This is a genomic window from Paenibacillus chartarius (assembly GCF_042432825.1).
GTDB classification, from domain to species: domain Bacteria; phylum Bacillota; class Bacilli; order Paenibacillales; family NBRC-103111; genus Gordoniibacillus; species Gordoniibacillus chartarius.
This window is the reverse complement of sequence record NZ_JBHLWN010000004.1, coordinates 23,833-50,389: the sequence shown is the minus strand read 5'-3', so window position 1 is coordinate 50,389 and position 26,557 is coordinate 23,833. Positions and strand designations below refer to the sequence as shown.

Here is a 26,557-nt window from a genome sequence, read left to right as displayed (position 1 = left end):
CCCTTTTTTATGTTCAAAAACCTTTGTCTAGCAAGGGCTCTGGTTTATGCAAAATGCTCATATTTCAGACATAGATTATGTAACTTGGATTGGGAGTAGGTTTACCAAAATCGCAATTTTCTGGCTCAGTACCACTTAACATTGGCTGAAATCCTTATAGATATTAGTCATACGCCGAGATTCCAATCTGAGAATGGTTAATGTCGGGTGATCAATATTTTATATATCGTCAATATTGATAAATTGTAACATAACACAGAAAAAGCCGAACCATCAAGTTCAGCCCGTAATGTAAAACCCAGCCATATTTATCGTATTATCTAACCTCGTATGCTCTCTTTTGCTCCAGCATTCTCTAACAAATCAACTATCTCCGTTAATCCAGATTCTTTGGCGAATTGTAGAAGATATTTATTGTTGACGATAGTTTGTTTACAGGTTTTCCACATATTGAGCACAGAAGTTTTCATCTTCGCGATACTTGTGTCCGCAATTTGGCAAAACACGTTTTCATCTCCTTGGCTTTTTGATCAAACGGGACAACTTAATGGAATTGGTTCCAAAACAGATATGTCATCACGGACACCGCTGCGAGAAATCCTGCGGCCAACATAACCAGCCTTCCGGCCAACTGCTTATTCTTCGGTCGATGCGTGTCTCGAATCATCTGCACTTGATCATAGAGGAATTCGATGTGTGATGCTGTCCGGGTATGTACGCCCTTAGCCTTGTCCAACTCGCCCAAGATTTCATCCATGACGGTTACGTTTTGGGCGTGGTAGATTGCCAACGTAAGGACAAGCTTGATCGTCGTCTGCTGGGCCTGTGTCAAGTCTCTCATAAGAGAAATCATTTCTTTGTTCGTGGAACCGGTTATAGAGCCAATGACACGCCCGATCACTCCCTGATTTTCGAGCCGATCCAGTCGGTGCTCAATGGATGAAAGCTGAGAAAGGGATTGTTGTACAATAGCCTTTACCTGATTTTGATCGACAAGCCGGGGATTTTCTCTAATCGCTTCGTCTACTTGCCGTTTACTCGGAAGATTTACTGTATTTACGTCTGTTTGAGTCATACGTTATTCCCACCCTGCATTCGGTCTCGCAACATATCCAGTCGGGATAAAATACTGTCTGCGTCTCTACTGTAATTAATCCGCAAGCCGTTGTCGGTAACCCGCTCCAGTTTGGTATAGATATTGTCGGCCTGAATGCGGTCGGCAATCATGTCATCCACCGTTGAAACGGCCCTTGCCAAAGTCTGCCCGTTCATCTCCGTAAGTTGTGCTATGTAAACCGTACCGCTGTTTAACAGCTTCACGTTAGCATGCACGGCCTTGGTCGTCTCCAGAACACCGCCAAACATGCCATCGCCATAAGCTTCATCCAGCAACCGGCGAAGCGTTGTGCCGACAACGAAACCGACGCCAACGCCAATGATGCCGCCCGGAATGAACAGTGATAAGCCAGCCAGTGCCCCTCCGGTGATTGCTCCTTTCAAACTATCTTTTGCAATTTTCGTTTTCATCTGGTCAAAGGTAATCTTTCCGGACTTGTATTGCATATAAGTAATGAGGCCAGAGACGGTGACTGAGACGACTGCTCCGATTACCGCACCGCTCAACATTTCCCCTGCCACGGAAACTGGTGTCATGCCGACTGCAAGTTGCCCATGCATGATCTTGTTGCTTAATTCATGTGCGGAATCCATATTGTCTTGAAGCGTCCCCATTGCCTTTGTCGGATTCGGGATACCCATTTCGTGGGCACGATCTATCAATTCCTGCGGCCCGACAAGCACGGTTGTAGGCTTGTAGTGATCGTTGTTCAGAAAATCCTTTAGCGTCTCGTTGATGCTGTCTGCGGAACGGAGTGTCTTGACTTGATATTCCCTTACAATATCTCCGGTGAAACGGTTAATCTCAATAGCATCAATGCCGGGATTATTGCTGACAATCCTGCCGTCCGCATTACGCGGGAAATCGATTTTCGTGAAGAGATTGCGGAGATTGCCCTGCATTTCGCGGATGAAATCTACTTCGCCCGCCGCGTCACCCTGAATGCGGCTCAGTGCATTGGCGGCGGCGTTGTTGCTTCCCTGCAACTGCTCCGTCAACCATTCCTTCAAGCCTTCATCCGTCTTGAAAGCATCGACATTCGGAAACTTCTGCTGAAGCGTCTGTGCGATTGTAACTTCACGGACAAACGCATCAGTCCCTTCAAATACCCCCGGAATACCATTACTGATTACCTCGTAAGTCGGTACGGTTGTAGCTAAATTAACGAAGTTGGCGACATCTTTTTCGGAAAGGGTATGATGAAGATGCCGGACGCCAACTTGGCTCATTATTTCGTGGTCAGCTCGGCACTTCTTGCAATAATAGCTGTTACTCAAGTAGTTCCCTCCTCTTGCATCGTATGAAAAGGGGAAGGGAGCACGCGGCTCCCTGCTGTCACACGAGATTAATTCGGCGGATTGCCTTGTTGTCGTCGTCGTAGACAATTACGTTTCCGAATTTGTCAAAACCCAATTGACTGATTTTGTTGATCGGGTTCCCGTCGTTGTACGTCAGGTCTTTTCCGTCTACGTAAACCGAGCGGCTGCCGTCCAGTCCGATTTCATAAATAGTAGTTCCGCTGGCTACATAGAATTTGCCTTCATGTGCGACCAGACAGTCAAACTCGATATTGTTGAAAGTCGCAATGGTTTCGACTTTACGAGGATAAAGCTGAACCTTTGAGAGGGATTTGTTATAGGTGTTCATTGTATAGATTGCCTGTTCTGCAATGATCGCATCTGACATGGTTCGATACAGGTCATCTATGGAACGAGGCAAGAGATCAACGCCTGTCGATTCTTTGCTATTCGCTAAAGAGGAAGCTTGTCCACCTTTCTCTCCCTGAAATATCTTTGTGCTGCCATTGCCATAATAGCTCACGCCGAACGTCAACGATTGATGATTATCAAACCCGATAAAGTCAAACTTGCCATTGCTATCACTGCTATATGTGGCTACTTGAACAACGGGAGACAGTTCGTAGATGATGTCGATATTGTTAGTACCACCCAAATAAACTTTATTGCTGGCTCCGTTGTATGCCAGCTTTTGCGGTTTGAACTTGCTGTAATCCAGATGCGTTACTGTTTTATCATCGGCGGCATAATCCCAATCGAATGTCCGGTCAATGGTCTTTGTTTCCACCGTACCATTGGCATTGTTGAATTTGCGTATTTTCAAAAAGTTTCTGTCGTCCCCATCAAGAAAGAAAATGTTGTTATCCTTATCGATAACCATACTTTGAACTTCGGAAATTTTTGCTTGTCTGACTGGCCCATCGATTTGGCCTTTCCCGAGTCCGCCCACCAAGGTATCCACGCTAAACTTCACCGGCAGGGGTGGTTGTTGCGTTGTCGGTGAAGTCGGTTGCGTCACCGGCGGTACAGGGGTTGTAGTAGTTGATGGTTCGCCGCCGCCCACGCCTTTATTGTCATTTCCAAACTGATAAGCCCGCCAGAGCAGTGTAGCTGCCTCAGCACGGGTTATCGAAGCCTGCGGACGGAATGTTTCGTCCTGATAACCGGATACGAGCCCATTTTCAACAGCAACAGCAACGTAATCCTTGGCGGCTTCGGAAATACCTGCATAGTCTTTGAACATGGCCTCAATAATACTCCGGTTCGCAAGGCGGGAAACGTCGTAGCCCTTGAGTTTTACAAGTGCGACCGTGATATCTTCACGTAATGCCGGGGCTGTCGGGTTGAAAATGTAGCTCCCGTCGGCGGTACGATAACCCGTCATATAATCTTTAACAGCCTCAATAAATGGAGAGTACCAATCCGTCGTTTTGACATCCGAAAACGAAGAATAGTTTACTTTCTTCGCCTGTAATCCCGATGCTTTAACAATAATTGTGGCAAATTCCGCTCTGGATACCTGATTTTCCGGTCTGAACTTGCCATCCGGGTAACCTTCGAGGACTTTCCGGGATGCCATTTCCGATATGTATTTGCTCGCCCAATGCGTAGTCGGTACGTCTGTAAAGGTAACGGTCGATGTACTGGATGGTGCATTCTGCAATTCTTCGCCGTACCCAGGCAATGCCGCCGATGCCGTTCCGAACATACTGAACAATATTAATGCTGTGATGAATAAAGAAGTAATTTTTTTCACTGACATAGGCTCTTCTCCTCCTGTTGGTTGTCATTGAAATAGGTGGCCTTGGACGAAAACAAGATTTTCACTAAATATTTTGTTGGTGATGCCCTCCCTCTCGCCGATGCAAATTGTAGAATCTTGGCAAAAGCCAGACAGGCCTATTATATAACAAATTACCCTTATAAGTTAAGATTATTAGTATCACTATCATAGGATAAAAGTCTTGGCCTCACTCTACTAATCTGAGGTAGAGGTGATGGCATGGCAGAGTTCATCCATATTGTTGGCGATCAAATTCGCAAGATACGGAAGCTCAAAGGCATGACGCAAGAGCGGCTGGCGGAGCGATCCGGTCTAAGCTTCAGCTATATTAGCGACGTAGAACGGGGTACCCGTAATATATCGCTGGAATCTTTGGGAAAAATCATCAGTGCACTAGGTGTTAAGCCTGTTCAACTGTTTGAGGATATTGAAAAGTTGCCGATTCATTATGGCAGTGACGAGATCCACACAAAGATTGAGGAATTGAATGCGATGCTCAGCCAGCGTCATGAAGATGAAGTGGATTTTGTAATCAAAGTGACCCGCGAATTCCTGAACACGATGGATCGAAAGAAGCGTTGACGGTTAGTAGCGGCGGCAAGATCGGCCCTATATAGGCGAAAATATATACATTTTCCGGAGGCACCACCCTGCTTTTATGACAAGGGGGTGGCCTTCCGTTTCATGCCCTACCCGGTTGCATAGGACTGTTGTCTGCTCATTTGGCAGATAGCAGTCCTTTTTTGTTTTTCAGGCAATAAAAACCGTTTTGACAGCGAGGACACAGCGGCAAGGTGAGAGGCTTGCCAAATCACAAAGAAAGGAGGTGCTACCATGTTTCGGAAGCGATTATCGCTAATCAGAATTGCCGTTTTGGGAAAAAGCCTTAACGAGGGCGATCAGCGAAGTCCAATCAATGCCCAATCATATGACAGCCGCAAAGTGAATTGTGATGACTGCGGAAAGGTTTTGGATGTGCAGGAGGGCGAGGACATCTTTGTTGATGCATTTGTTTATTCCGTGCCCGAATCCAGAGTGGTATGCAGTGAGTGCTATGTGAAGTACGACAAGCTTTTGTCCCGCCGCTGAACACTAACTGAAATTGATGGCTTTATGTTGAAAAAACAATAAGAAAGGAAGATGCAGAATGTTGATCAACGTGTATATCGCCAATCTGGCGAAGTACAACGAGGGTAAGTTAGTTGGCCGTTGGGTCACATTGCCGATGGAACGGCATGAACTGGAGCAATGCATCCGGGATGTGCTTGGCAAAGACGAAGAATACGCGATTCATGATTATGAATCTCCCTTTGCCATTGGCGAATATGAGGATGTGTTTGCCATAAATGATGACATGGAGATATTAAACCGTTACGACGACAGGCTGGTCGCGGCACTGTGTGAATTTCTAGGCAATCGTGACGAGGTGATTCAGGCCTTGCAGGCCGGGGAGTTCATCGTTTACTACGACATCGATGATTTGACCGACGTTGCGGAGCAGATGGCGGAGGAAGGACTGTTCGGCCATGTGCCGCCGTCGCTGATGCCATATCTGGACTACGGCAAGATCGCCCGGGATTTACAGCATGACGGATGGTATTTGAGCCGTCAGTTGCGGATTGCCGTGCGGTTGCAGTCCTAACAGCCTGACATTTAACTCAATATCTTTGATTTGCCTGCTTGTATCAAAGCGGGTTATTTGTCGTGGGGATTTGACAGTGAAAAGCCGGTAGTGAGAGTGCCGGAACATGGAAGGGAGGTGAACGCAAATGGTTGTACGCAGGGGATTGCCAGAGGAATTACAGACTTTATTGAAGCAACTGGTCGCCAACGGCAGTGTGCGAATCGCGGGCACTTTGCTGTACGCATGGTTCAGACGCTGTTGGGAACTGGACGATGAGACAGCGGCCTATTACATGCGGCGATACTTTGAAAAGTATTTCAGCCGTCAACTCCAGTCTCACCGGAAACATGCAGGTGCAAAGTGATCGCCGGTTCCAGATTAAGGCAAGGAGGTGAAACGAAGATGGATTATCAGGCGTTCAAACGCAACAGCCAGAAGGAATATCTCGGCTACTGTGAACTGAAGGGCTTTGTATACAGCGTGCAGATCGACAGTGACAAATACGCTGTCGTTGCCCTGAAGAACGGGCAAGTTGAAGTCTTGATCATGTACCGCGTGAAGTACGAAGCATCCGTCTGATGTTGCTTTGATGGGCAACGATGGACGGATTTTTTATTACTTGGGAAGGAGGTGATACGCATGAATCGTCTGCAAACACTTCAGAAGCAAAAACAATTCTGGATGTCGGTGAAACGCACGCTGGACAAAGATGCCCCGATGCATACCGAGGAAGGATTTCAATACGCCCGCGTGCTGACGAAATTGGTGCTTATTGAACTGGAGATCGAAGAGATCGAGGGCAAAGAAAAAGCCGCCCGTCTATAACGGAGCGACAAAGAAAAAGCCGCCCGTCTATAACGGAGCGACAAAGAAAAATGACCTGTACTAATCTTAGCGGATTTAATTACATCACGCAATGGGAGAGGCCGCCGCGGCTTCTCCTTTTGCATTTTATGGAGGTTAAACACATGAACATTAACCATACATTCAAATCTCTTCTTGCTGAGACGCTTCGTGAATCCGCCAACAGCTATCTGGTAGAAAAAATCGTTTCTCATTTTAATTCTCCGCAACAACTACTGGACGTAACCGAGCAAGAATTGTTGAGCATTCGTGGTATCGGTAAAGTGAAAGCGAAGCAGATCGTTGCCGCCATCCAACTTGCTAAGATGATGAATGTACCGAAAACAGAGCCGACAATCATTCGCAGTCCTCGGGATGTTTTCGAGTACCTCCGTTGGGAAATCGGTTATGAGCAGAAAGAACACTTCATCGTGATCTTTCTTTCGACTAAGAATCACATCATTGGAAAAGAGACGATCAGCATTGGAAGCTTGAATAGTGCAATTGTCCATCCTAGAGAGGTCTATAAAGCGGCCATTCGCCGTTCTGCATGTTCCATCATCGTTTCGCATAATCACCCTTCTCAAATATGTACGCTTCCTAGCCCAGAAGATATTCAGCTAACCAAACGACTTGCTGAAGCTGGTGAAATCATCGGTATCGAACTTCTGGATCACGTCATTGTCAGCGGTTCAGATTATACAAGTCTTAAGGAACGCGGCCTTCTGTAACGAAACAATTCATCGTCATTTTTCATCATCCGCATTATCAACAGCGGTTCGCTCTTATCGGCGGGCCGCTGTTTTCATTTCACAATGAAAGTGAGGCAACAGATATGCGTAAACAATGGTTGGAAGAGTACGAGAGTTTGGTGGTCGCCGCCGATGATCTGCATCATCGCATGGATTCGTGCGGACGGCTGATTGATAAACTGCTGGTTGATGTATATCGCGGCGAGCATGATGACCATGAGGCCCGCATTTTGATTCAAGTGTTGGCGGAGATTCAGGCCGACGTGATGCAGAGGTATTGTCGCCTCCAACTACAAAAAGCGATTCTCGCCCGGTTTATCGATGGGCTTCATCCATTTCATTAAGCATCATCAAATCACACATTGGAGGACGATCTACATGAACAAAAATGACGAACAGCAGTTTTTACTGACGATGGTGCAACGGGCAGAAGCAGATAGCGTTATCGTCAGGATTCAACCGCAGATTATCATTGTCGTACGCATTCGTGAAGATTCACGCCGGAATGTATCAGCAAAAGTGATGCAAACGATAGAATGCGTCTACGAAGTTACCGACGAACGATTCGAGATTACCTTGCTGTCTGATGCTATTGCAGATGGCGGCGGACAACGCAAGTTTAAGTTCTTTCAACGGTTCATTGAAAAACTGTGCGGCGGATGGCGTGTGCAATTCTTTCAATCATTCGGTTCAACCACCAGCTTGATGATCGACCGTGTCCGAAGGATGCTTTTAATCAATGCGGATGTATTGCGGATGCCTTACCGTTCTCTGATGAAGCTGATCGGCAGATTGCCGGAGATGATCGGTATTGCATTAAAGAGCGTAAAATCGACCGTAGATGGGTTTACCGTGCCGCAAAGTGTAAAGAGTCAATCGGCTAGTGATAACGCCTATATCGTCCTCGTAGCGAGTGAGAAAGGGTTGCTGTTCCCGCCAGACTTTATTCTAACTGCCAGCGAGTGGACGATGCGAGTCACAGCGACAGACACGGAGCTTTGCATCTCAGCGAGCCGCCGCCGATGGATTCATCGCGGTCTTTGGTTACACTGCCCTTCTATGCTTATAAGGTTGCCGCAACGTTGAGGAAGGCTCATATCTGGTCGCTTTGCCTCCCGATATATTGCAAGCAACAGGGCTTGGGACAGAAATTCTATTTGAGTACAACTAATTTTGCAAGAAGCCGAAAAGACAATGCTGACAGAGGGAAGTCGGGCGGCTCGCTCGCCGCCCCCTGCCATACGCTAAACGATATGTGAGTCTTACGGAAAACGGTGATTCTCAAAGCAAAAAGATCGCCCCTTCCGTCCCCGATCCCGGGGAAACGCAGGGAGCACTCCCCCTGCACCCCGTGTTTCGCCTGCCGCGTGGCGAACCCGCCAAACAAGTTGGCGGGCAATACAAGAGCGTGAGTGCGGAGGCACCGCCCGTCAAGATTTCCCTCCGGCGGCTTACGCCGATCTTGACTGGCTTACTTGTGTGCGTTTAAGTCACCGTATTAGTGCTATTAATTCCATAGCATCAACCACATCGGACTGTAATCCATAAAAATTTGTTGCAGGTGACGGAAAAGATACATGCAAGCTATTTCTAAGAATCCTAATCGCACGACTCTCTCCCCATTGTCTAATGCCGTTGTAAACTTGGGGTTGCAATTTGTATTTGCTTCCATTGCTGACCGGCGTCATTGATAGGAGTTGGTGCAGATGATGCTTGTAGCAAGTCTCAATAGCAATCTTTATGGGCAAATTCGGAGATGAACGCAACCATTGCTCCAAATCGTCTGATGCCAACTTACGAAGATTGATACGTGGATGGATAAACGCATGATGTCGTTTCAATGCTGTTCGTTCCGAAGGTGAAAGCTTTTTGTATGCCGCCATGAAAATGCCTTTCTGCTTAAGCAACTTCATGATTTTCAAGCGACCGTCTAGCTTATTGATGTCAACCATCACAACACCATCAAACATGTCGGTACGGGGGCTTAGCAAAAAATACGTAATGGTTGGCCGAAATAATCTGCTGTATTTTACTGTACGCTCGATTCGAGTGAGTTTTTTGTTTTTGAGCTTTAGTAGCTTGGCCTTGTCGTACACTTTTACCTGCATTCCTTTGCGTGAGCCAATGTAGTATGTCTGCCGCTTCTGTTTGTAGTCTACGATATTCCGCTTATGGGCAACATACAAACGCTCTGCAACTGACATTGGAGTGTAGTCTTCAATGTCCACTTTCTCATCAAACATTGAGACGGATGCAGTAAAGTAGTCGCCCATGATGAACTTGATTAAGTCCAATAGCTGGGAAGGAGTGATGTTGTTGCGGTCAGGATTTATTTTAATGCTCGTGTAAGGTGCCGGGCCAAACATGGTAAGCGGCTCCCAACGGACAATAAACAGCGGGTGTTTTAGCAAGTATTTGTAGACCCGTCGCTTGCCTATGATATGACGATCATTGCGAACGGCGGGCATTACAATCCGCAGAAAGTACGATGACGGCGGGCCATCAAAGCAGATGCTGATACCGTCGTAGGGACACAGGAGTGAGCCGTTTTCCTTGATTCTTCGCATTATACTCTTAAAACGAAAGTCTGCTTCCAATGCGGAAGTGACGGCCTTAGTGTCGAACCTCTTAAACATTGTAATACCTCCATGTATTTAAGAGCCTCAAACCCTTGCGGCTCTAAGGCTCGTCCCACTTTTGTTGTCTCACTTCGGGGATAGTTATAGTTATACTAATCTTTCTCAGATAAGAGTTTATTGAGTGTTAGAGCAAGCATCTCAATAAATTGATTTTCCTTTTCTTTCTTATCCTTTACGATCTCTAAAGCATCATCAAGTTCTTGCAAATCAACGCCGATTTCACGAATGATGTCCATAGTAACCTCCCGAATACTTATATATAAGTTTTAATATTTATATATTTGCATTTTATCTTAGCAGGTTTTATAATCACTGTAAACCTGATTAAACAGAAAGGGTGACTGCACATGCCACGACGAACGATAACGCCGAATGAATTTGAATACTTGAGAACGTCTGAGCTTGGGGAACGATTGAAGTTTTTTCGGAAAGAGGTTGGAAAACTTCACTCCAGCAAGTCCTTTACGACCACAGCAATGAGTGAGCGTGTTGGTGTCAGCCACCAAACCATCATCTCCATTGAACGCGGTGATTCCAAGAAACCCGCTTATCAACTCATTTACAAAATCACTCAGGATTTAGGAATCCCGTTCGAAGCCTTAACAGATGAATTTTATCAAGGGGAAGTACGTTTGATCCCCATCGGAGAGCCGACCGAATCCTCATCAACCTTTACTGATGAAGTTCCATTGTCATACTTCGGTTCAATCGTGTATCAACTTTTCACGGACGGGATGATGCGGTTTATTCATGACTTCCAATCCTCCCGCCCACTTGATAAGGAGGAGTTTATCACAACGCTAGGCAGAATCATTGGCGAGTACGAATCATGTAAAAATCCCGATGAATTGTTTCAACAACCGCACCCGATGGTAAAGGCCGCAACCCTGTTCAATGAGATGGACAAGTATCCCAAAGCATTTCCTGTTTTTCCGCGTTCAGCTTGGAATGAGCATCAGGATGTCTTGATCAAAAAATATGAGAACAAAGGAGAAGATTAAAAATGACCCGATTAAAAGCCGCCCTGTATGCCCGTGTGAGTACGGAGGAACAAGCCAAAGAGGGTTATAGCATCGCCGCCCAAATCGCTGAAATCAGGAGGTATGCGGAGCAAAACGGCCTCGAAATTGTCGATGAATATGTAGATGAGGGTGCAAGCGGCAAAAGCATTGCAGGCCGTCCTCAGATGAAACGCCTCCTGAAAGATGCCAATCTGAAGAAGTTTGGAGTCGTCATCGTTTATAAAATCGACCGGCTTGCCCGCAAATTAAAGGATGCTTTGGAAATCAGCGAAACACTTGAGAGAAACAACGTCAATCTCATTAGTCTTAATGAAAAGTTTGATACAACAACAGCTTTCGGAAGAACGGCATTCCAGATGATCTGTTCATTTGCCGAGCTTGAACGCAATAACATCGTTGAGCGAGTAAAGCTGGGAATGGAGCAAAGAGCAAAAGAGGGTAAGTTTAACGGAGGCAGGGTGCTAGGGTACGATAACATTGACAAAGAACTTGTTATCAATGAATATGAAGCCGTCATTGTCCGTAAAATCTTTGATTATGCCAATCAGGGCCTTGGCTTCAAAGCAATAACCCGTCGTCTAAACGAAGCGGGCTACCGTTCCAAAAAGGATAAACCATTTAATGTCTGCGGTATCAAAACGATCCTTAACAATCCCGTCTACATCGGAAAGATACGGTATAAACAGCTTGAAAACTGGTCGGAGAAACGTCGTAAAGGAAAAAATCCCGACTACTTGCTTGTTGATGGAACGCATGAACCGATAATCACTCATGAGCTATGGGAAAGCGTTCATCAGAAGCTCGGACAGCGTTCTTACAAGCCTTCCCGCTCCCACCAGCCATACATTCTTAGCGGTCTGCTCAAATGCCCTGTTTGCGGTTATGGAATGGTTCCAGCCCGCTCCAAAGGAGGTGGGGGAAAATCATACCGATACTATCAGTGCCAACAGTTTCATAACAAGGGAAAAACGGTTTGCCGCTCAAATATGATACGAGCCGATGTTGCCGAGGCACAATTATTTCAGGAGCTAGTCAAAGTGGCATCGCGGCCAGACATCCTGCGAAAACTGGTTGATAAAATTAATGTCATTCGTTCAAGTGCTGACGCACCGATATTAGCGGAAAAGAAAGCCCTTGTCGCTGAATTGAGCAACAACAGTAAGAAACTGCAAAAAATCAAAGACAACATATTGAGTGACCCTGAGTTGGCTTTAATTTTCAAAGATGATCTAAAGGAGACGCATGCCAGACAAGAACAGCTTCAAAAGCGTCTGGAGGCCATTGAAGCTGAACTGGACGGACAAATGAACAAACCGATTGACTTCGATTCTCTGCATAACTTACTAAATTTGATTCAGAAGGCATTACTTCAAGCAGATGAAGATGAACAAAAAGTATTGTTACAAACGATGGTCGAAAGCATCCATATCACCAAAGAATCCCCCAAAAGGGTCGGTCGGCAAATCACCAAGATCAACCTCCATTTTGATTTTACCATCAACGCATTGCAAAAGGATTCAGCATTTTTACTTTCTCGCCTCGCGTTGACACAACAAAGCGATTTCATTACTCCGTTGGAACCAACTGTGCTGGATAGCCTGAATAAAATTACAGAAGAAAAACTCGGGGACTTGATGAAGTCCCTTTCTATTTTACCTTTAGCGATGATACGGTTCACCCCGATTAATCTTAAACGCCCGGTACACCTGCTCCACCAGCACCAGCCGCGCCAGCTGGTGCGGCAGGGTCAGCCGCCCCAGCGAGAACCGCTGGTCGGCGCGGCGCAGCACGGGCTCGCTGAGGCCCAGCGAGCCCCCGATGACGAAGGCCACCTGGCTCCGCCCATAGGTGGCCAGCTGGTCGAGCGAGCGTGCGAGCTGCTCGCTCGACCACAGCTCCCCGTCGATGGCCATGGCCACGACGTACGTGTCCGGGCGCAGCGCCGCCAATATGCGCTCGCCCTCGCGATGCTTGACCTGCTCCGCCTCGGCCAAGCTCATCGTCTCCGGTGCCTTCTCGTCCGGCACCTCGACTAGCTGCAGCCTCGCGTACGGTGCAAGCCGCTTCGCATATTCCGCTATACCGTCGACCAAGTATTTCTCCTTGAGCTTGCCTACCGATACGATTTGAATTTGCATCTATGATATCCCCTCTCTTATGTAACCATTCCGCAGCTGTTTGGCATTCCTTCATACCCATGCCCTAATGCTACTGCTACCGTACCAAAGCCGCGCGGGACTCCCGGCGCGCGGTGCTGGCACACGGCTCAATCGCCCCGATACCGTATGTACCGCGCCATTAAGCTAGTCTCATCCTCTTGTCCTTGCCTTAGCACTCCTGATGCCATACCCCTGCAACTGCGCAACTGCTACAGTGTACCTTTATTTTGCTATTCCCAATGTTCCGGCGCTAAATACTGCCCTGTAGGCATCGAGTCCTGACGCAGGGATAGCAGATGCGCAGGTAATACCGCTGGCACTTGGAGAAAGGGAACATTGAAGGATTAGGGTACACTTCACCACGCCCCAAACACACAAAAGAAGGCCCACCGGACCCGCCGCCTCCAACTCCCAAGGCAGCAAACCCGACCGGCCTCCCCATCACATCTTACACAATCAAGAACCGCGGCGACTCCGAGCAAAATTGGCAGCAAGCCGGCGGCTCCCAAGCGGTGAACCGAACCTCGGTCAAGTCGACCAGGTCCGGTGCGTCTTCATATTCGTCGACGAATTCGTCGATCGCGATCTCTACATGCTCTTTGCATACGACAAACATCTGCGCGAGTGTCCCCTATTCTGTAGTAACGATGACGTTATCGATTAGCGTTCCACGAAGGTCTTATTTCAATGTTACCGCCAGACTTCGGCAAAATAACGGATTCTCAAGGAGCTATTTCGAAGCAAAACCGGAAATCCCACCGATTTCGCCCACAATCCACCATCATAACACCCTGAAAATCTGCTATTCCACCGCGAACCGGCTCAACTCAACAAATAAGCACTTCACAAACCGTTATTTACTCCACAACCATCGGCCGCCAGCCATTGCCAGCCACAACCACCGGCTGCCTGTCAGTAGCAGCAATCACCAACAGCCTGACTTAGCAACAAACCACTAGCAGCCTCTAAGCCACCGCCAGCAAACATCCAACCAAGCCCCAAGCACCGACGCAACGAGCCACATACCACATTAACTCGTTACTTCTCCGGATCCGGCGTCTCGATCAGCACCGCCGTCGCGGTGCTCTTCTTGCCGCCGCGATAGTAGCTGATCGTGATTTTATCCCCGATTCCCTTGCTTGTGTACAAATATTTACGAAGCTCGAACGCGCTGCCGACAGGCTTGCCGTCCAGCTCGACGATGACGTCCTGGCTTTTCAAGCCTGCAGCCGCAGCCGGTCCTGACGCTTCAAGCACGATAACTCCAGTCTTGACGTCCTCCGGCAGCTTTAAACTCTCCACGCCGCCCTTGAACGAAGCCAGGTCGACAAGCCTGACGCCGAGCTGCGGGCGCTTCACCTTGTGATATTTGATCAGGCTGTCGACAATCGGCTGCACGTCCTTGATCGGAATCGCAAACCCGAGTCCTTCGACGCCGATATCGGCGATCTTCATCGTGTTAATGCCGATGACCTTGCCTTCCATGTTCACCAGAGCGCCGCCGCTGTTGCCCTCGTTGATGGCCGCATCCGTCTGGATCACGTCCATCTGCCAGTCGTACTCGCCGTCGCCGCTGAGCGACACGGGAATGGTCCGGCGCGGCGATGAGACGATGCCCCACGTTACCGTCGGCGACGAGCCTAATCCGAGCGGATTGCCTAGTGCAATAACCGCCTCGCCGAGACGCAGCGCTTCCGAGTCGCCGAATTCCGCAACCGCCTTAATACCCGCGCCATCCATCTCCAGCACAGCAAGGTCCGTAATGTAATCTTTGCCAATCAGCGTCCCTTTACGCTTCTCCCCGGTCGCCAGGACCAGCTCAAAGGACGAGGCGCCGTCCACAACGTGATTGTTGGTCAGAACCCGAACCTTATCCCCGCTCCGCTGAAAAATAACGCCCGAGCCGATCCCCACACCGTTCAATTCGACCGCAGCATTCTCGTCCTTCCGCGTACTGACGACGCTAACGATCGTCGGCCGTACTTTCTCCGCCGCCCGAACGACCAAATCGCCCGCCGTCTGATGCACATCCCCGGGGATGCCTGATGCCGATCCACCCGCACTGCCGCCGCCAGCCGTGCCGGCGCCGCCGCTAGCCAATCCCCCGCTTGAACTGCCGCCGCCAAACACGAGAAACAAAAACATCACAACCAGAGCCCCGGCAACCGCCGACGACACCGCCAGCGTAACCGGCCTGCCGGCCAGCTCCAGCCAGCCGCTGCTCCAGCCCCGCGCAAAGCCCTCGGCGGACCGCCGGCTACCGCGGAATCGTCGGGAACCTCGTTCAACCACAACCTTACGGCTTACTTTCGTTGAATAGAAATCGTCCTCAAACAAACTCATCGCCGGTTCCCTCCCCCGCTCCCAGCGCACAGCGCGTCTATGCCGCAACAGCTGAAACAGCAACTGCGGCTGCAGCCTCCGCACTCCGGGGAAATAAATATATGTTACAGGAATGTTTTCACACCCTGCCGCCTACAATAGTAACGAAGCTATAACTCTATTATCTCACAAAAAAGGAGATTCTCCAATGAAGAACCGAATCCACTCTCCCATCGACGAACTGCACCTTATCGCCAAGCTCGCCGATCTGAAGGACGACCACTACCAAACTTCGCTGCTGCTCAGCGCCGTCACGGAGCTCCTGATAGAGAAAGGCTTCATTACCCGTGACGAAATTCGGGACAAGGCCGCCCGCCTGGACGCGATGTACGCCTCCGGCGCCTCCCCAGCCCGTGCTGCTGGACAATCCGCGTCTGCGCCTGCTGCCGGACAAGCCGGACAAGCTGCACCGGTCCGCGCAGCCGCACAAGCCGCAGCCAGCTCCGACGCACGTACCAAGCAGCCCAATACCAAAGCCAAATTCAACAACACTTCCGGCGGCGCAGCCAGTCCGTCCGATTCTCAAGCAGAAGCAGCACCGGCAGCAGCCGGACAAACCAGCCCGCACGTTCCAATACACGCACACCAAGATACACCCGAACCGCCGGCAGCAGCAAAGCCGGCATCCGCTTCAAAACCGGCAATACCCCAATCACCGGCACCCGCTCCCGCCGTCCTGCACACAAGAGCGCCCAAGGACGCAGACTCCCTAGCTCCATCGCCATCGTACCGCATCCAACCGGACACCCATGACCCTGCCACGGCAGCAGAAGAAGACATCGCAGCCATCTCCCCGGCCAGCCTCACTGCCGCCGTCGAGACGCCCGCCGAGCAGCCTTATTCCTGATCGAGATCGTCCCACTCCGTGGCGCGGTCGAAATACGTATCGCGAAGCTCAACCCTGCAATCTTTCAGCACCACGCCGCGGTCCTCTACTACATTATTCACGGTGAGCCTGGCCAAATCCATCAAGTTGTGATCCTGGCTCAAGTGCGCCATATACACGCGCTTCAGCTTGTCGCTCACAAGATCCGTAAGCGCCTCGCCCGCCGCTTCGTTGGACAAGTGTCCGAGGTCGCTCAGGATGCGGCGCTTGATGCTCCACGGGTAATGCCCCATACGCAGCATCTCCACGTCGTGATTCGTCTCCAAAATAATCGCATCGCAGTCCTGCAGCTGCTCCTTCACCTTCGAGCTCATATACCCGAGGTCCGTCGCCAGCCCGAGCTTATGGTCCCCGTCGTAGAAGCAATAGCCGACCGGCTCCGCCGCATCGTGCGAAATCCCGTACGACTCCACTCGCAGCGTGCCGAATTCGACGGCTTCTCCCGTACCCAGCACGACCCGTTTTTCCTCCGCGATTTTCCCGATGTGCTTGTCGAGCGCCTCCCACGTCTTTTCGTTGGCATACACCGGCAAATCATATTTCCGCGCCAGCGCGCCGAGTCCCTTGATATGGTCGGAATGCTCATGCGTCACGAACAGCGCCTCCAGCTCCGAGCCGTCGACATCCCGCTCCTTGAGCAGCTGCTCGATCTTCTTCATGCTAAGGCCCGCATCCACGAGCACCTTCCTCTCGCCGTTATCCACCACCAGGGAGTTCCCTGTTGATCCGCTTGCCAATACGCTAAACCGTAACCCCACTGTCTAACCCCCGCTTCCCAAAATCCGCCTCAAAACCGCACCGTCCTTACTTCTTCACGGGCGATCATTCTGCTCCTCCTGAGCGCCCTCTACCGCACCGTTAAATCCGTGTACATAGAACACTTTGCCGTCCTTCAGCGTAATGCGCCACGTCGGCACCATGTACCGCGGCTGCGCATCGAACATCTGCCCGTGGTAGCCGAGCCGGATATTCGTAATCGTCGTCCCGTCCAGCGGGTAGTTATCCACCAGCGAGCGAAGCACCACATAAGCCGGCAGCACGCGCTGTTCCTTCTGGTCGCCGCCCGCCGCCGTATCGAGCTCAGCATACTTTTGCCGGTACGCGACGATCACGCCGTTCTCCTCATACAATTCCAGCTTCACATCGAACATCGGATACTGCGACGCATACAGCTGATTGAGCGTGTACACCCCCGAAACGCTCATCGACGGGTCGTATAAATATTCGTTCATCCGCCGGATTTCCGAGCGGGCCGTAATGTCGCGGTATTGATTTTTGTTGAGCGCCGTATTGAACTTGAATCGATTCTGAAGCGGCGTTCTCGTCCCCGGCACCGTCTCGTCGAGCTTCACGGTAATGCCCTTCAGCTTCGGCGTCTCCGTCGGAATATCTTCGGGGAATTGGATGCCCCGCTGCTGCAGCAGCCGCTTCGTCTCTTCAACCATGCCCGTCGTATCGATCCCAAGCTGAAATTGGCTTGAGCGGCTCGTCCACAGCTGATAACCCAGTACGACGTTCAGCATGAGAAACGCGGCGAGCAGTATCGTTTTGGCCCGACTCCAGTCCATCGTTGCTCCTCCTGACCGCTATGGCAAATACTCGATCGTACCGTCGCGAAGCTCTACCGCCCATACCGGACGCAGCTCAATTCGCTGCTCCTGGACCTGGACCACCGGCCTGTAGGCGGGGTACATGGACAAGATGCTGCTACGCTTCGGATACGCCTTCCAGCGGTTATCCAGCTTTTCCCCGCCGTCCAGTGTCACCACCCTTGAACCCAAAGACTGATCCAGGCTCATCGTGGAGCGTTCGTACTTGGAGACCGTCCCCTTCTGTGTCGTCAGCTGCATGGAGCCGATGCTTTCCGGGCGAGTTCCGACGATCGGATGCCGATCCAAATATTGCCGGAACGAGAACGTCACACCCGCCCCGTCCAGCGAACGGTTCGACGTATTCGCGAGCATGAACTTCCCGTTCCAGCCTCCGTGCTGATTGACGAATTGGATGGCCGACAGCAGATCGTCCCGCACATTGGTCGCCGTATCCGCAGGGGCCACCGGGTCCGTATAGCTCATCCAGTGCAAGTCCGGACTCAGCTGCAGACCCCGTTTGGCATCCGTATAAATGACCGACCCGTCCTTCTCCCGCAAATTCCGCGTTACCCCCGGATCGACGAACAGACTCATCTTCAGCTGCTCCGGGGTCAACTCCGTGAAGCTGAACGTATATGCGTTCACCGACACATCCTGATTCGGCAAATAGAAATCGCTTCCAGGCACAAGATGATACTGCGGATAATCGACCTGCGCCAAATACTCGTCTAAATCCTTAGCTGTAAAATCCGCCTTCATAACCTCATACATGGTGTTCAAGTTGTCCGTTAGAAAATACGTGCGTACGCTTTCCTTGCTTTCGCTAATCGTGATCCAAATGCGGGTAATGACGTCGGTATCGCTTGGAAGCTCGCCCTTAAACTGCAGCACGTCCTTCAGTACGCTGAACGGCACGCCGTGGCCGAACCGGATTTCCAGGCCCTGCTGCTTGCCCTTCGGATCGTCCCAGTCGACTCCTGCGGCGAACGGATTGATTTTGCGGAAGCCTTCGAAATACCGCTGCTTCACCTTCTCCAGAATCGTCGGGTAAAATAAATCGCCCGGATACAGCACGCTATGGTGCGCAGCACCAAAATGGAGCACGACCTGGTCCGGGAACAGCAGCTCCTCCAGCTCCAGCTTCGTGCCGAGCGGCTTTTCCGCCTGTACGTATTCATTTTGAGTGAACGGCTCGAACTGCGGATTGCTAAAGGTTAACAGGTACGTTTGCAGCAGGCTTGTCACGACGAGGGCGACCAGCAGGAACGATTTTACCTTCTCGATCATCCGGCCACACGCTCCTCATCCTTTACCGGCAACGTAAACGTCACCTTTGTCCCTTGATTCAGCTCCGACTCTAGGTAGATCGTCCCGCCGTGCGCCTTGATTATTTCCCGGGCAATCGACAAACCTAGCCCCGTGCCGCCCATGTTGCGCGATCTTGCCTTATCCACCCGGTAAAATCGTTCGAATATCCGCGCCAGATCCTTCTTCGGAATCCCGATCCCCGTGTCTTTAACCGATACTTCCAAAGCCGACGATTTTGCCGATTGGCGTGCTTCGATGCGGATCGAGCCATGCTCCGGCGTATATTTGATCGCGTTGGAAACAAGGTTGTCGAGCACTTGATCGATTTTATCCCGGTCAAGCATGACATGACTGACGCCGTCCTCAATCGCGATATCGATTTCGATATCCTTCTGCTGCAGCTGGAAGGAGAACCGGTCGGCGACCTCCTCCAGCATCTCCGGCACGTTCGTCTCCTCCTTGCTGAGCATCGCCTGCTTGGAATCGAGGCGCGACAAGTGCAGCAGGTCGGTGACGAGCCGGATCATCCGCTCGGTTTCGTTGCGCGTTACGTTGATGAACCGGTGCGCCAGCTGCGGGTCGTCCACAGCACCATCGTCAAGAGCCTCCAAATAGCTCTTGATCGTCGTCAGCGGCGTGCGCAGCTCATGCGATACGTTCGCCACGAATTCGCGCCGGGAACGCTCCAGCTTCTCCTGCTCCGTCACGTCCTGAAGCACCGCGATCGTGCCGGATAAGCCGTCCTCCCGGTGATGCGGCGATGTAAACGTGACGCGGACGTGGAGCGGCTCCTCGTCGCCCTGATCGATCTCCAGCAGCGTCGAGCCGGAGCCCCGCTCCTGGTAACGGTCCGCCTCGTCCTCGGAGATACCAAGCAGCTCGAACAGCCCGCTCCCTACGGTCTCCTGCTCCTTCCTGCCGATTATCTGCTCCGCCCGGGGATTCATGAGAATGATATGGCCCTTCTCGTTCGTGGCGATGACGCCGTCGTTCATGTTGGCGAGAATCGAGGCCAGCTTCTCCTTCTCTTCCTCATGCAGCGAGAGCGCCTCGCGCAGCCGGCTCATCATGAAGTTGAACGTATGGCTGAGCTGGCCGATCTCGTCTTGCCCGCGCACGCGCAGCTTCCAGGAGAAATTGCCCTCCGCGATCGCCGTCGCCTGCCTCGTAATTTCCTGAATCGGCTTCGTTATCGTGCCGGTAAGCACGACACCGAGCACCGCCGTTAATCCGAGCGCGATCAGCGTACCGGAAATCAGGATATTGTTAATGCGGCTCATCGTGTCGTAGATGGTCTGCATCTTCGCGACGACGTATACCGCACCGACGACTTTGGAGCCGTAAGCAATCGGCTTGGCAAGCACCATTTTGCGTATATTGTCGATGTCCGTAAACATCCGTTGATTGTCCTTAATTCCCTGCAGCGCATGGATGACTTCGATCTGAGTCGTCTTCTGCCCGACGAGCGCTTGCCCGTTCGGCTGGGAGGAGGCGAGCACAATGCCGCTGGCATCGATGATCTGCACCTCGGAGCTGCTGAGCGCGAACAGGTTCATAACCTCGTTCAAATCGGCATTCGGCTTCTCATCCGGTGTGCCGGGCTTAGGCTCCGTCGAAGGCGCCGGGGCCAGGCTTTCCGCGACGAAATTGGCGAGCAGGCTCGCTTGCGTATCCGTCGATACGAGAAACTCGTTCGTAAAATAACTTTCCAGCGTCCTCACGAAGTAAACGCCGATCAGCTGCATCGCGATGAGGATGAGCAGGACGTAGATCGTAACCAGCTTCGCCTGAATCGATTGAAACAAGCGGATCTTCTTCATTACCAGCCACCGCCGGCGAACTTGGTGCCCGGACTCCTCATCATGTAGCCGAGACCGCGGCGTGTCGTGATGTATTCCGGCTTGCTCGGGTCATCCTCGAGCTTCTCCCTGAGGCGCCGGATCGTCACATCGACCGTCCGCACATCGCCGAAATATTCGAAGCCCCATACCGCCTGCAGCAAGTGCTCGCGCGTCATTACTTTGCCGGCGTTCTTGGCCAAGTAGTGAATCAGCTCGAACTCCCGATGCGTCAGGTCCAGCTGTTCGCCGTCCTTCAATACGACGAACATATCCGTATCGATGAACAGGGCGCCCAGACGAAGGCCTTGCGGCTGCTGCTGGCTGTCCTGTCCCTGCTTGTCCGCCGCCGCCGCTTTCGTCTGCCGCCGCAGGTGCGCCTTCACCCGGGCCAGCAGCTCGCGCGTCCCGAACGGCTTCGTGACGTAATCGTCCGCCCCCATCTCGAGACCCAGCACCTTGTCGATCTCGGAGTCTTTGGCCGTCAGCATAATGATCGGGATATTGGACTTCGCCCGTACCTCCCGGCATACGTCCATCCCGTCCTTCACCGGCAGCATCCAATCGAGCAGGATCAGGTCCGGCGACTCGGCGAAGGCGAGCTCTACGGCACTCCCGCCGTCGTAAGCGCAAATGACCTGATAGCCTTCTTTCTCCAGGTTGAATTTTAATATATCGGCAATCGGCTGTTCGTCATCCACCACTAAAATTTTACCGTACATGCGTCAGTCCTCCTGATCGTCGGTCCTGGGAACCGGCTGCTTGCCGCCCCCTTCGGACAGTACTGTCTTACGGATCATGGCTAACTTTCATTGTACCGCATCGGAGCCCTATCGTTCAAAGGAAAACGTTTCACCGCTTCGTCGGAATCCCCCGAATGCTAAGCGGAATTTCTCCAGCTGGTTTCGTGAAATTGTCCATTTCCTCAACGTTTCGCCTATTCCCCGTACAACAGAAAACCGTCGGCGCACCAAAGCGCCGACGGTCGTCCTTTGCTATCTATTCAAATATTTCAGCGGGTTCTCAAGTGACCCGTTCTTATGAATCTCAAAATGCAGATGCACGCCGGTCGAATCTCCGGTCGATCCCATCACGCCGATCTTCTCGCCCTTCTCGACGATCTTGCCCTCCGACGTCGTGATCGAGCTTAAGTGGCCGTACAGCGTCTCGTAGCCGTTCTGATGATTAATAATAATATAATTGCCGTAATCGTCTTTGTATCCTGTTTCTACGACTTTGCCGTTGTCGGCTGCGAGAATCGTTTTGTTGCCGGTAATGTCGATGCCTTTGTGCAGGCGGCCCCAACGCATTCCGTACGTACTCGAGATGGATGCGCTCAGCACCGGCCATGCGAACTTGCCTGTTCCTTCGCCTAGCACGACCTTCGTGCCCTTCTTGGCCTTCGCCGTTACCGGCGGCTCGATCATTTCTTCTCCCGTGATCTCCTCGGACACCATCATACCGTCGACCTTGGTAATGTGGAACGTAACTTTCTTCAGGCCGTTCTTACCGGGAGAGATCGGCTGAATGACTCCGGCGCGAAGCGAGTCGTCCTTCACGTACTCGGTGTCATAGGCCACCTCTTGGTTCTCCACGACCGTTTCTTCCGTCTTCACGGACAACGGCCTCTTGAGCACGGTCAAATCCAGCTTGTCGCCCACTTTAATGCGGTCGTCGTTAATCCACGGGTTCTTCTCATAGATGAACTGCTTCGAAATACCGAATTTCTTCGCGATACAAGAGACGCAGTCGCCCTTCTGCACGATATACGTCGTCGGCTGCGTATCGCCGGTCTGGAGCTTCTTCAGCACATCGTCCGGATTCATCAGTTCTTCCGGCTGGATCGGAATTTCTTTTAACTGTACCTGCTGAACGAAGTCTGCACTCTCAAGCTCGCCTTCTTTCGGCTTCGGCGCAGCTGCGGCAAGCGCCTGAACCTGTCCGGCTTCTTTGCCCTTCGGCAGGAACGGCTCCTTGATCTTATTCAAAATATCCGCCGCCGTCGCCTCATCCTTCACGAGTCCGAACAGCTGGCCGTCGATCCGAAGCTCTACGCCATAGGCCTGCAGCTTCGCTTTCTCGTCGATTGCGGCCAATACCGCATTGTTGTCGGTTTGCTTATTGAAAGCTCTTTCGGTTTGGTAGGTGATCCCGCCGAGCACGAGCTCCATATGTACGTTGGGGTATTGATTTGTGGTGTCTTCGCGCTTCTTCTGTACATATTGCTCTACGACGCTCTTGTTATCTACGATTCCTATGTCAGTTCCGTCTACCAGCACGTGATAGACTTCAACCATATGCGCTTCTACGTAACGATTACCGCCTATTACCATTGCAGCGGTTAAGCCAAGAATGCTAACGGTCTGTACAATAGGCCATTTGTAATTACGAAGCAGTCCCAACGGGCTCTTCGCTTGTTTCGGGCTCTCGCTCGAGCCGATCAACGCTTGTGTCTGGTCCGCTTCCTCCGCCGCCGTTTGCACAACATCCTCTTTGCGCCTGGCGAGGAGCTCGCGTAACCAGCGAATTCCCCTGAAACCTGTCATGTTCGTCTCCCTAATCGTTGTTTTCCGTCGATCTGGACGATCAACAGCATAAAAACACCTGTTTTAGGCACAATAACCAACGTACACGCTACCCCATTAAATTTACCACACCGACTCTCGCAGTTTCAACAAATTCCTACAAGCATCTCGACCGGCGAGCTTGTTTGTGAGCATTTGGTGAAGATCGGTGCCGATAAAGGAGGATCTATGGAACAGACGGTACGGGCTACGTTTGTGAGCATGACAGCATTGCAGAAGGCGGCTGCCCGGTTGAAGCGCGACGGCGTCATCGACTTGAGGCTGGAAGGGAACACCGGCAGCACCCTGCCGGACGATGTCGAATTCGCCCTGGAGCCGCTGGCGTCTGCGATGAACACGACGGCGCAGCAGCGTCCGCATACCCTTCTTGTCTCGGTCGAGCGCTCGCGCTACCGCCAAGCGGAAGATACGATCGCCGCTTGCGGCGGTACGATCGTGACAGAGCCGAATTAATATTTCGTAACCATGTCAAGGATCTGCTTGTACTCTTCTTGCGTTAAATGCTTCTGCATCGTCTCGTCGAGCTGCTTCAGCTCCTCGCTTGTAATGCCGTCCTCTATCATCGTGGAAATGGACTGCAATTGATCCGGCGGGAGCTTGCCGACCAGCAAGGAAAACAGCTTCATCTTGTCTTCGCTCGACATGGCCGCCTTCTTCTTGGCGAATTCCTCCGTCGACATCACCAAGCTGCTCAGCACCCCGCTGCTATTGGCACTTCCGCTGCCGGCCGCGTCGCCGCTCTGGCTCAGTCTTCCGGATACCGCAACTGCATCCTCCGGCACGTATTCCTCCGTTTCCGACGGCTTTCCGCTTGTCGATCCGCCGCCGCTGGATACATCCTTCCCCCCTTCGGACTCCGGCCGTGCCGCCGCCGGCAGATCTTCTTGCGCGGCTTCCCGGGGGCCTGACGAGGCAGTCGTCCCCAATCCCACTATATTCGACTGTTCTCCCAATCTTGCGAGCACGTCGGTAAATTGGACCTTCTTGCCTAGTTGCGGAATTTGATAAGTTTTCATCATTTCTTCCACGTACAGATTGACGACGAACCAGGCGCTGAACAACGATAAGACGCTAATCACCGCCGCGCCGACAAGCTTCCTCGCCAGCCATAGCAACATTTTCATGCGATTGCTCCTACTCCTTCGACTTCATTTCCCGCAGGGTGGTTTCCCCTTCCAGTATTGCCGGAAATGCTCGTCTTTAACGCCCCCCTTATGGAAAATGGTGACAATCCCGCGACAAGTTTCGCACCGCTGCGGTCCAAACCGGAGCGTGTCCTCCATTCGGGACTCGGATGCCGCCGCGATAGGTCCGCATGCTGAAAAACCCCCGGCACCGCACACTTGCGGCTCTCCGGGGGCTATATGTCTGTAGACTTTAATTGGTTTCGCTGCTGTGGCGTAAGCTGCTTACACGTACAGCGGCTGCAGCAGGTTCGTCTGCTCGCGATTGCGGCCGACGGAAAAGATCGTTATCGGAATGCCGGTCAGCTCCGATACCCGCTCCAGATATCGGCGCGCATTCGCCGGAAGCTGATCCAGCGAACGCACTTCCGACAAGTCCTCGCTCCAGCCCGGCAGCTCTTCGTAGATCGCTTCGCACTCGGCCAGCGTCTTGAGGCTGGCCGGATAATGCTCGATTACTTCGCCGCGGTAACGATACGAGGTACAGATTTTCACGGTTTCCAGTCCTGTCAATACATCCAGCGAGTTCAGGGATAAGCCGGTAATCCCGCTGACGCGCCGCGCATGGCGGACAACGACGCTGTCGAACCAGCCGACACGGCGCGGCCGGCCCGTTACCGTGCCGTACTCATGGCCGATTTCGCGGATCCGGTCGCCGATCTCATTATGCAGCTCCGTCGGGAACGGACCATCGCCGACGCGCGTCGTGTAAGCCTTGGCAACGCCGATGATGTGATTGATCTTCGTAGGGCCGACGCCTGCACCGTTACATACGCCGCCAGCCGTAGGGTTGGACGAGGTTACGAACGGATACGTGCCCTGGTCAAGGTCGAGCATGACGCCCTGAGCGCCTTCGAACAACACCCGGCGGCCTGCGTCAATCGCATCATTCAGCACGACCGACGTATCGGTCACATACGGACGCAGACGCTCGGCATAGCCCAAGTATTCGCTCAGAATCGGCTCAACGTCGAGTCCCTTGCCGCCATATACCTGCTCAATGAGCTGGTTCTTATCGGCAACCAGCTTGCGCAGCTTCGGCTCGAACACCTCGGCGTCCAACAGGTCGGCGATCCGGATCCCGTTGCGCGCCGCCTTATCCATATAGCAAGGACCGATGCCCTTGCGGGTTGTGCCGATCTTGTCGGCGCCCTTACGGTCCTCTTCCAATCCGTCAATCACGAGGTGATACGGCATAATAACATGAGCGCGGTCGCTGATGCGCAGGTTATCGGTCGTGAAGCCGTTGTCGTGAATATATTGAATCTCTTCGAGCAAAGCGGCCGGATTAAGGACCATGCCGTTGCCAATGACACAAATTTTATCGTTATAGAATATGCCCGACGGAATCATCGTCAGCTTATACTTCTTCTGCTCAATCATGATTGTATGGCCGGCATTGTTACCGCCTTGATATCGTGCGATCACCTCAGCGTTCTCCGCCAAGAAATCGGTGATCTTGCCTTTGCCTTCGTCGCCCCACTGAGTCCCAACTACGACTACGGTTGACACGGCGCACCTACCCCCACTCGGGCGTCCCCACCC

The 26,557-nt window shown here is 51.8% G+C and carries 28 protein-coding genes and 1 pseudogene; 11 read left to right on the top strand and 18 right to left on the bottom strand.

From position 1 onward, the window contains the following. Positions 1-544: 544 nt before the first annotated feature. The 3 genes from ACFFK0_RS00735 to ACFFK0_RS00725 are packed head-to-tail and all read right to left on the bottom strand — an operon-like array spanning position 545 to position 4,177. Positions 545-1,075: a hypothetical protein gene (locus ACFFK0_RS00735; protein WP_377467627.1), complete on the bottom strand. Its 531-nt coding sequence runs from the start codon at positions 1,073-1,075 to the stop codon at positions 545-547. Further along, a complete protein-coding gene (locus tag ACFFK0_RS00730) occupies positions 1,072-2,394 on the bottom strand; it encodes a hypothetical protein (RefSeq protein ID WP_377467625.1) in 1,323 nt (440 codons plus the stop codon). Before ACFFK0_RS00730 ends, ACFFK0_RS00735 begins: the two co-directional genes overlap by 4 nt. 58 nt (positions 2,395-2,452) lie before the next feature. After that, positions 2,453-4,177: an S-layer homology domain-containing protein gene (locus tag ACFFK0_RS00725; protein ID WP_377467623.1), complete on the bottom strand. Its 1,725-nt coding sequence runs from the start codon at positions 4,175-4,177 to the stop codon at positions 2,453-2,455. Between the two features lie 240 nt (positions 4,178-4,417). Here ACFFK0_RS00725 and ACFFK0_RS00720 point away from each other — a divergent pair, with 240 nt between their 5' ends. The 8 genes from ACFFK0_RS00720 (at position 4,418) to ACFFK0_RS00685 (ending at position 8,503) form a co-directional block, all read left to right on the top strand. Then, positions 4,418-4,780 (top strand): helix-turn-helix domain-containing protein, encoded by a 363-nt coding sequence (locus ACFFK0_RS00720; RefSeq protein WP_377467620.1) that lies wholly within the window; start codon positions 4,418-4,420, stop codon positions 4,778-4,780. A 252-nt stretch (positions 4,781-5,032) separates the two neighbouring features. Beyond that, entirely contained in the window at positions 5,033-5,287 is a 255-nt protein-coding gene (locus tag ACFFK0_RS00715) for a hypothetical protein (RefSeq protein WP_377467618.1), read from the top strand. A gap of 58 nt (positions 5,288-5,345) precedes the next feature. Then, on the top strand, positions 5,346-5,840 hold the full coding sequence (locus ACFFK0_RS00710) for an antirestriction protein ArdA (protein WP_377467616.1): 495 nt from the start codon (positions 5,346-5,348) through the stop codon (positions 5,838-5,840). A 384-nt stretch (positions 5,841-6,224) separates the two neighbouring features. Next, entirely contained in the window at positions 6,225-6,401 is a 177-nt protein-coding gene (locus ACFFK0_RS00705; RefSeq protein WP_377467614.1) for a hypothetical protein, read from the top strand. A 60-nt stretch (positions 6,402-6,461) separates the two neighbouring features. Next, on the top strand, positions 6,462-6,647 hold the full coding sequence (locus ACFFK0_RS00700; RefSeq protein ID WP_377467612.1) for a hypothetical protein: 186 nt from the start codon (positions 6,462-6,464) through the stop codon (positions 6,645-6,647). Positions 6,648-6,790: 143 nt separating this feature from the next. Then, a complete protein-coding gene (gene radC / locus ACFFK0_RS00695) occupies positions 6,791-7,396 on the top strand; it encodes a RadC family protein (protein WP_124332268.1) in 606 nt (201 codons plus the stop codon). 104 nt (positions 7,397-7,500) lie between these two features. Beyond that, entirely contained in the window at positions 7,501-7,761 is a 261-nt protein-coding gene (locus ACFFK0_RS00690) for a hypothetical protein (protein WP_377467610.1), read from the top strand. A 34-nt stretch (positions 7,762-7,795) separates the two neighbouring features. Continuing rightward, positions 7,796-8,503, top strand: a complete 708-nt coding sequence (locus ACFFK0_RS00685; RefSeq protein WP_377467608.1) for a hypothetical protein — start codon at positions 7,796-7,798, stop codon at positions 8,501-8,503. 404 nt (positions 8,504-8,907) lie between these two features. Here ACFFK0_RS00685 and ACFFK0_RS00680 read toward each other — a convergent pair whose 3' ends face one another. Together ACFFK0_RS00680 and ACFFK0_RS00675 are read right to left on the bottom strand one after the other, a co-directional pair. After that, on the bottom strand, positions 8,908-10,053 hold the full coding sequence (locus tag ACFFK0_RS00680; RefSeq protein WP_377467606.1) for a hypothetical protein: 1,146 nt from the start codon (positions 10,051-10,053) through the stop codon (positions 8,908-8,910). A gap of 95 nt (positions 10,054-10,148) precedes the next feature. Further along, complete coding sequence (locus ACFFK0_RS00675) at positions 10,149-10,292, bottom strand: hypothetical protein (RefSeq protein WP_377467604.1); 144 nt, start codon at positions 10,290-10,292, stop codon at positions 10,149-10,151. A gap of 111 nt (positions 10,293-10,403) precedes the next feature. On the opposite strand from ACFFK0_RS00675, the gene ACFFK0_RS00670 reads away from it, so the two are divergent. Together ACFFK0_RS00670 and ACFFK0_RS00665 are read left to right on the top strand one after the other, a co-directional pair. Beyond that, positions 10,404-11,057: a helix-turn-helix transcriptional regulator gene (locus ACFFK0_RS00670; RefSeq protein ID WP_377467601.1), complete on the top strand. Its 654-nt coding sequence runs from the start codon at positions 10,404-10,406 to the stop codon at positions 11,055-11,057. Between the two features lie 2 nt (positions 11,058-11,059). After that, positions 11,060-12,094 (top strand): annotated as a pseudogene (locus ACFFK0_RS00665) (recombinase family protein); the annotation flags it as partial. 642 nt (positions 12,095-12,736) lie between these two features. Here ACFFK0_RS00665 and rlmH read toward each other — a convergent pair. The 11 genes from rlmH to ACFFK0_RS00610 all read right to left on the bottom strand — a co-directional run bounded on the left by rlmH (position 12,737) and on the right by ACFFK0_RS00610 (position 23,789). Beyond that, positions 12,737-13,216 carry a 23S rRNA (pseudouridine(1915)-N(3))-methyltransferase RlmH gene (rlmH, locus tag ACFFK0_RS00660; protein ID WP_377467599.1) on the bottom strand — a complete coding sequence of 160 codons (480 nt, stop codon included), beginning with the start codon at positions 13,214-13,216 and terminating at the stop codon, positions 12,737-12,739. 469 nt (positions 13,217-13,685) lie between these two features. After that, the gene (locus tag ACFFK0_RS00655) at positions 13,686-13,853 is read right to left on the bottom strand and encodes a CxxH/CxxC protein (RefSeq protein WP_377467597.1); all 168 of its coding nucleotides are present in this window, start codon (positions 13,851-13,853) and stop codon (positions 13,686-13,688) included. 422 nt (positions 13,854-14,275) lie between these two features. Then, positions 14,276-15,580: a S1C family serine protease gene (locus tag ACFFK0_RS00650; RefSeq protein ID WP_377467595.1), complete on the bottom strand. Its 1,305-nt coding sequence runs from the start codon at positions 15,578-15,580 to the stop codon at positions 14,276-14,278. A 160-nt stretch (positions 15,581-15,740) separates the two neighbouring features. Continuing rightward, on the bottom strand, positions 15,741-16,145 hold the full coding sequence (locus ACFFK0_RS00645; protein WP_377467593.1) for a hypothetical protein: 405 nt from the start codon (positions 16,143-16,145) through the stop codon (positions 15,741-15,743). After that, positions 16,102-16,344: a hypothetical protein gene (locus tag ACFFK0_RS00640; RefSeq protein ID WP_377467591.1), complete on the bottom strand. Its 243-nt coding sequence runs from the start codon at positions 16,342-16,344 to the stop codon at positions 16,102-16,104. Before ACFFK0_RS00640 ends, ACFFK0_RS00645 begins: the two co-directional genes overlap by 44 nt. A gap of 112 nt (positions 16,345-16,456) precedes the next feature. Further along, positions 16,457-17,263 carry an MBL fold metallo-hydrolase gene (locus ACFFK0_RS00635; protein ID WP_377467588.1) on the bottom strand — a complete coding sequence of 269 codons (807 nt, stop codon included), beginning with the start codon at positions 17,261-17,263 and terminating at the stop codon, positions 16,457-16,459. Between the two features lie 54 nt (positions 17,264-17,317). Beyond that, positions 17,318-18,073: a two-component system regulatory protein YycI gene (gene yycI, locus ACFFK0_RS00630; RefSeq protein WP_377467586.1), complete on the bottom strand. Its 756-nt coding sequence runs from the start codon at positions 18,071-18,073 to the stop codon at positions 17,318-17,320. Positions 18,074-18,091: 18 nt separating this feature from the next. Beyond that, positions 18,092-19,384, bottom strand: a complete 1,293-nt coding sequence (locus ACFFK0_RS00625) for a YycH family regulatory protein (RefSeq protein WP_377467584.1) — start codon at positions 19,382-19,384, stop codon at positions 18,092-18,094. Beyond that, the gene (gene walK, locus ACFFK0_RS00620; protein WP_377467582.1) at positions 19,381-21,225 is read right to left on the bottom strand and encodes a cell wall metabolism sensor histidine kinase WalK; all 1,845 of its coding nucleotides are present in this window, start codon (positions 21,223-21,225) and stop codon (positions 19,381-19,383) included. The genes ACFFK0_RS00625 and walK overlap by 4 nt, the downstream gene beginning before the upstream one ends. Then, positions 21,225-21,965 carry a response regulator YycF gene (gene yycF, locus ACFFK0_RS00615; protein ID WP_377467580.1) on the bottom strand — a complete coding sequence of 247 codons (741 nt, stop codon included), beginning with the start codon at positions 21,963-21,965 and terminating at the stop codon, positions 21,225-21,227. Before yycF ends, walK begins: the two co-directional genes overlap by 1 nt. 273 nt (positions 21,966-22,238) lie before the next feature. Continuing rightward, positions 22,239-23,789: a peptidoglycan DD-metalloendopeptidase family protein gene (locus ACFFK0_RS00610; RefSeq protein WP_377467578.1), complete on the bottom strand. Its 1,551-nt coding sequence runs from the start codon at positions 23,787-23,789 to the stop codon at positions 22,239-22,241. 207 nt (positions 23,790-23,996) lie between these two features. Here ACFFK0_RS00610 and ACFFK0_RS00605 point away from each other — a divergent pair, with 207 nt between their 5' ends. After that, entirely contained in the window at positions 23,997-24,281 is a 285-nt protein-coding gene (locus ACFFK0_RS00605) for a hypothetical protein (protein ID WP_377467576.1), read from the top strand. Here the strand turns inward: ACFFK0_RS00605 and ACFFK0_RS00600 are convergent. Both ACFFK0_RS00600 and ACFFK0_RS00595 read right to left on the bottom strand, forming a co-directional pair. Further along, entirely contained in the window at positions 24,278-24,952 is a 675-nt protein-coding gene (locus tag ACFFK0_RS00600; protein ID WP_377467574.1) for a hypothetical protein, read from the bottom strand. The two genes, ACFFK0_RS00605 and ACFFK0_RS00600, sit on opposite strands and share 4 nt — an antisense overlap. Positions 24,953-25,237: 285 nt before the next feature. Continuing rightward, complete coding sequence (locus ACFFK0_RS00595) at positions 25,238-26,524, bottom strand: adenylosuccinate synthase (RefSeq protein ID WP_377467572.1); 1,287 nt, start codon at positions 26,522-26,524, stop codon at positions 25,238-25,240. Positions 26,525-26,557: the final 33 nt, after the last annotated feature.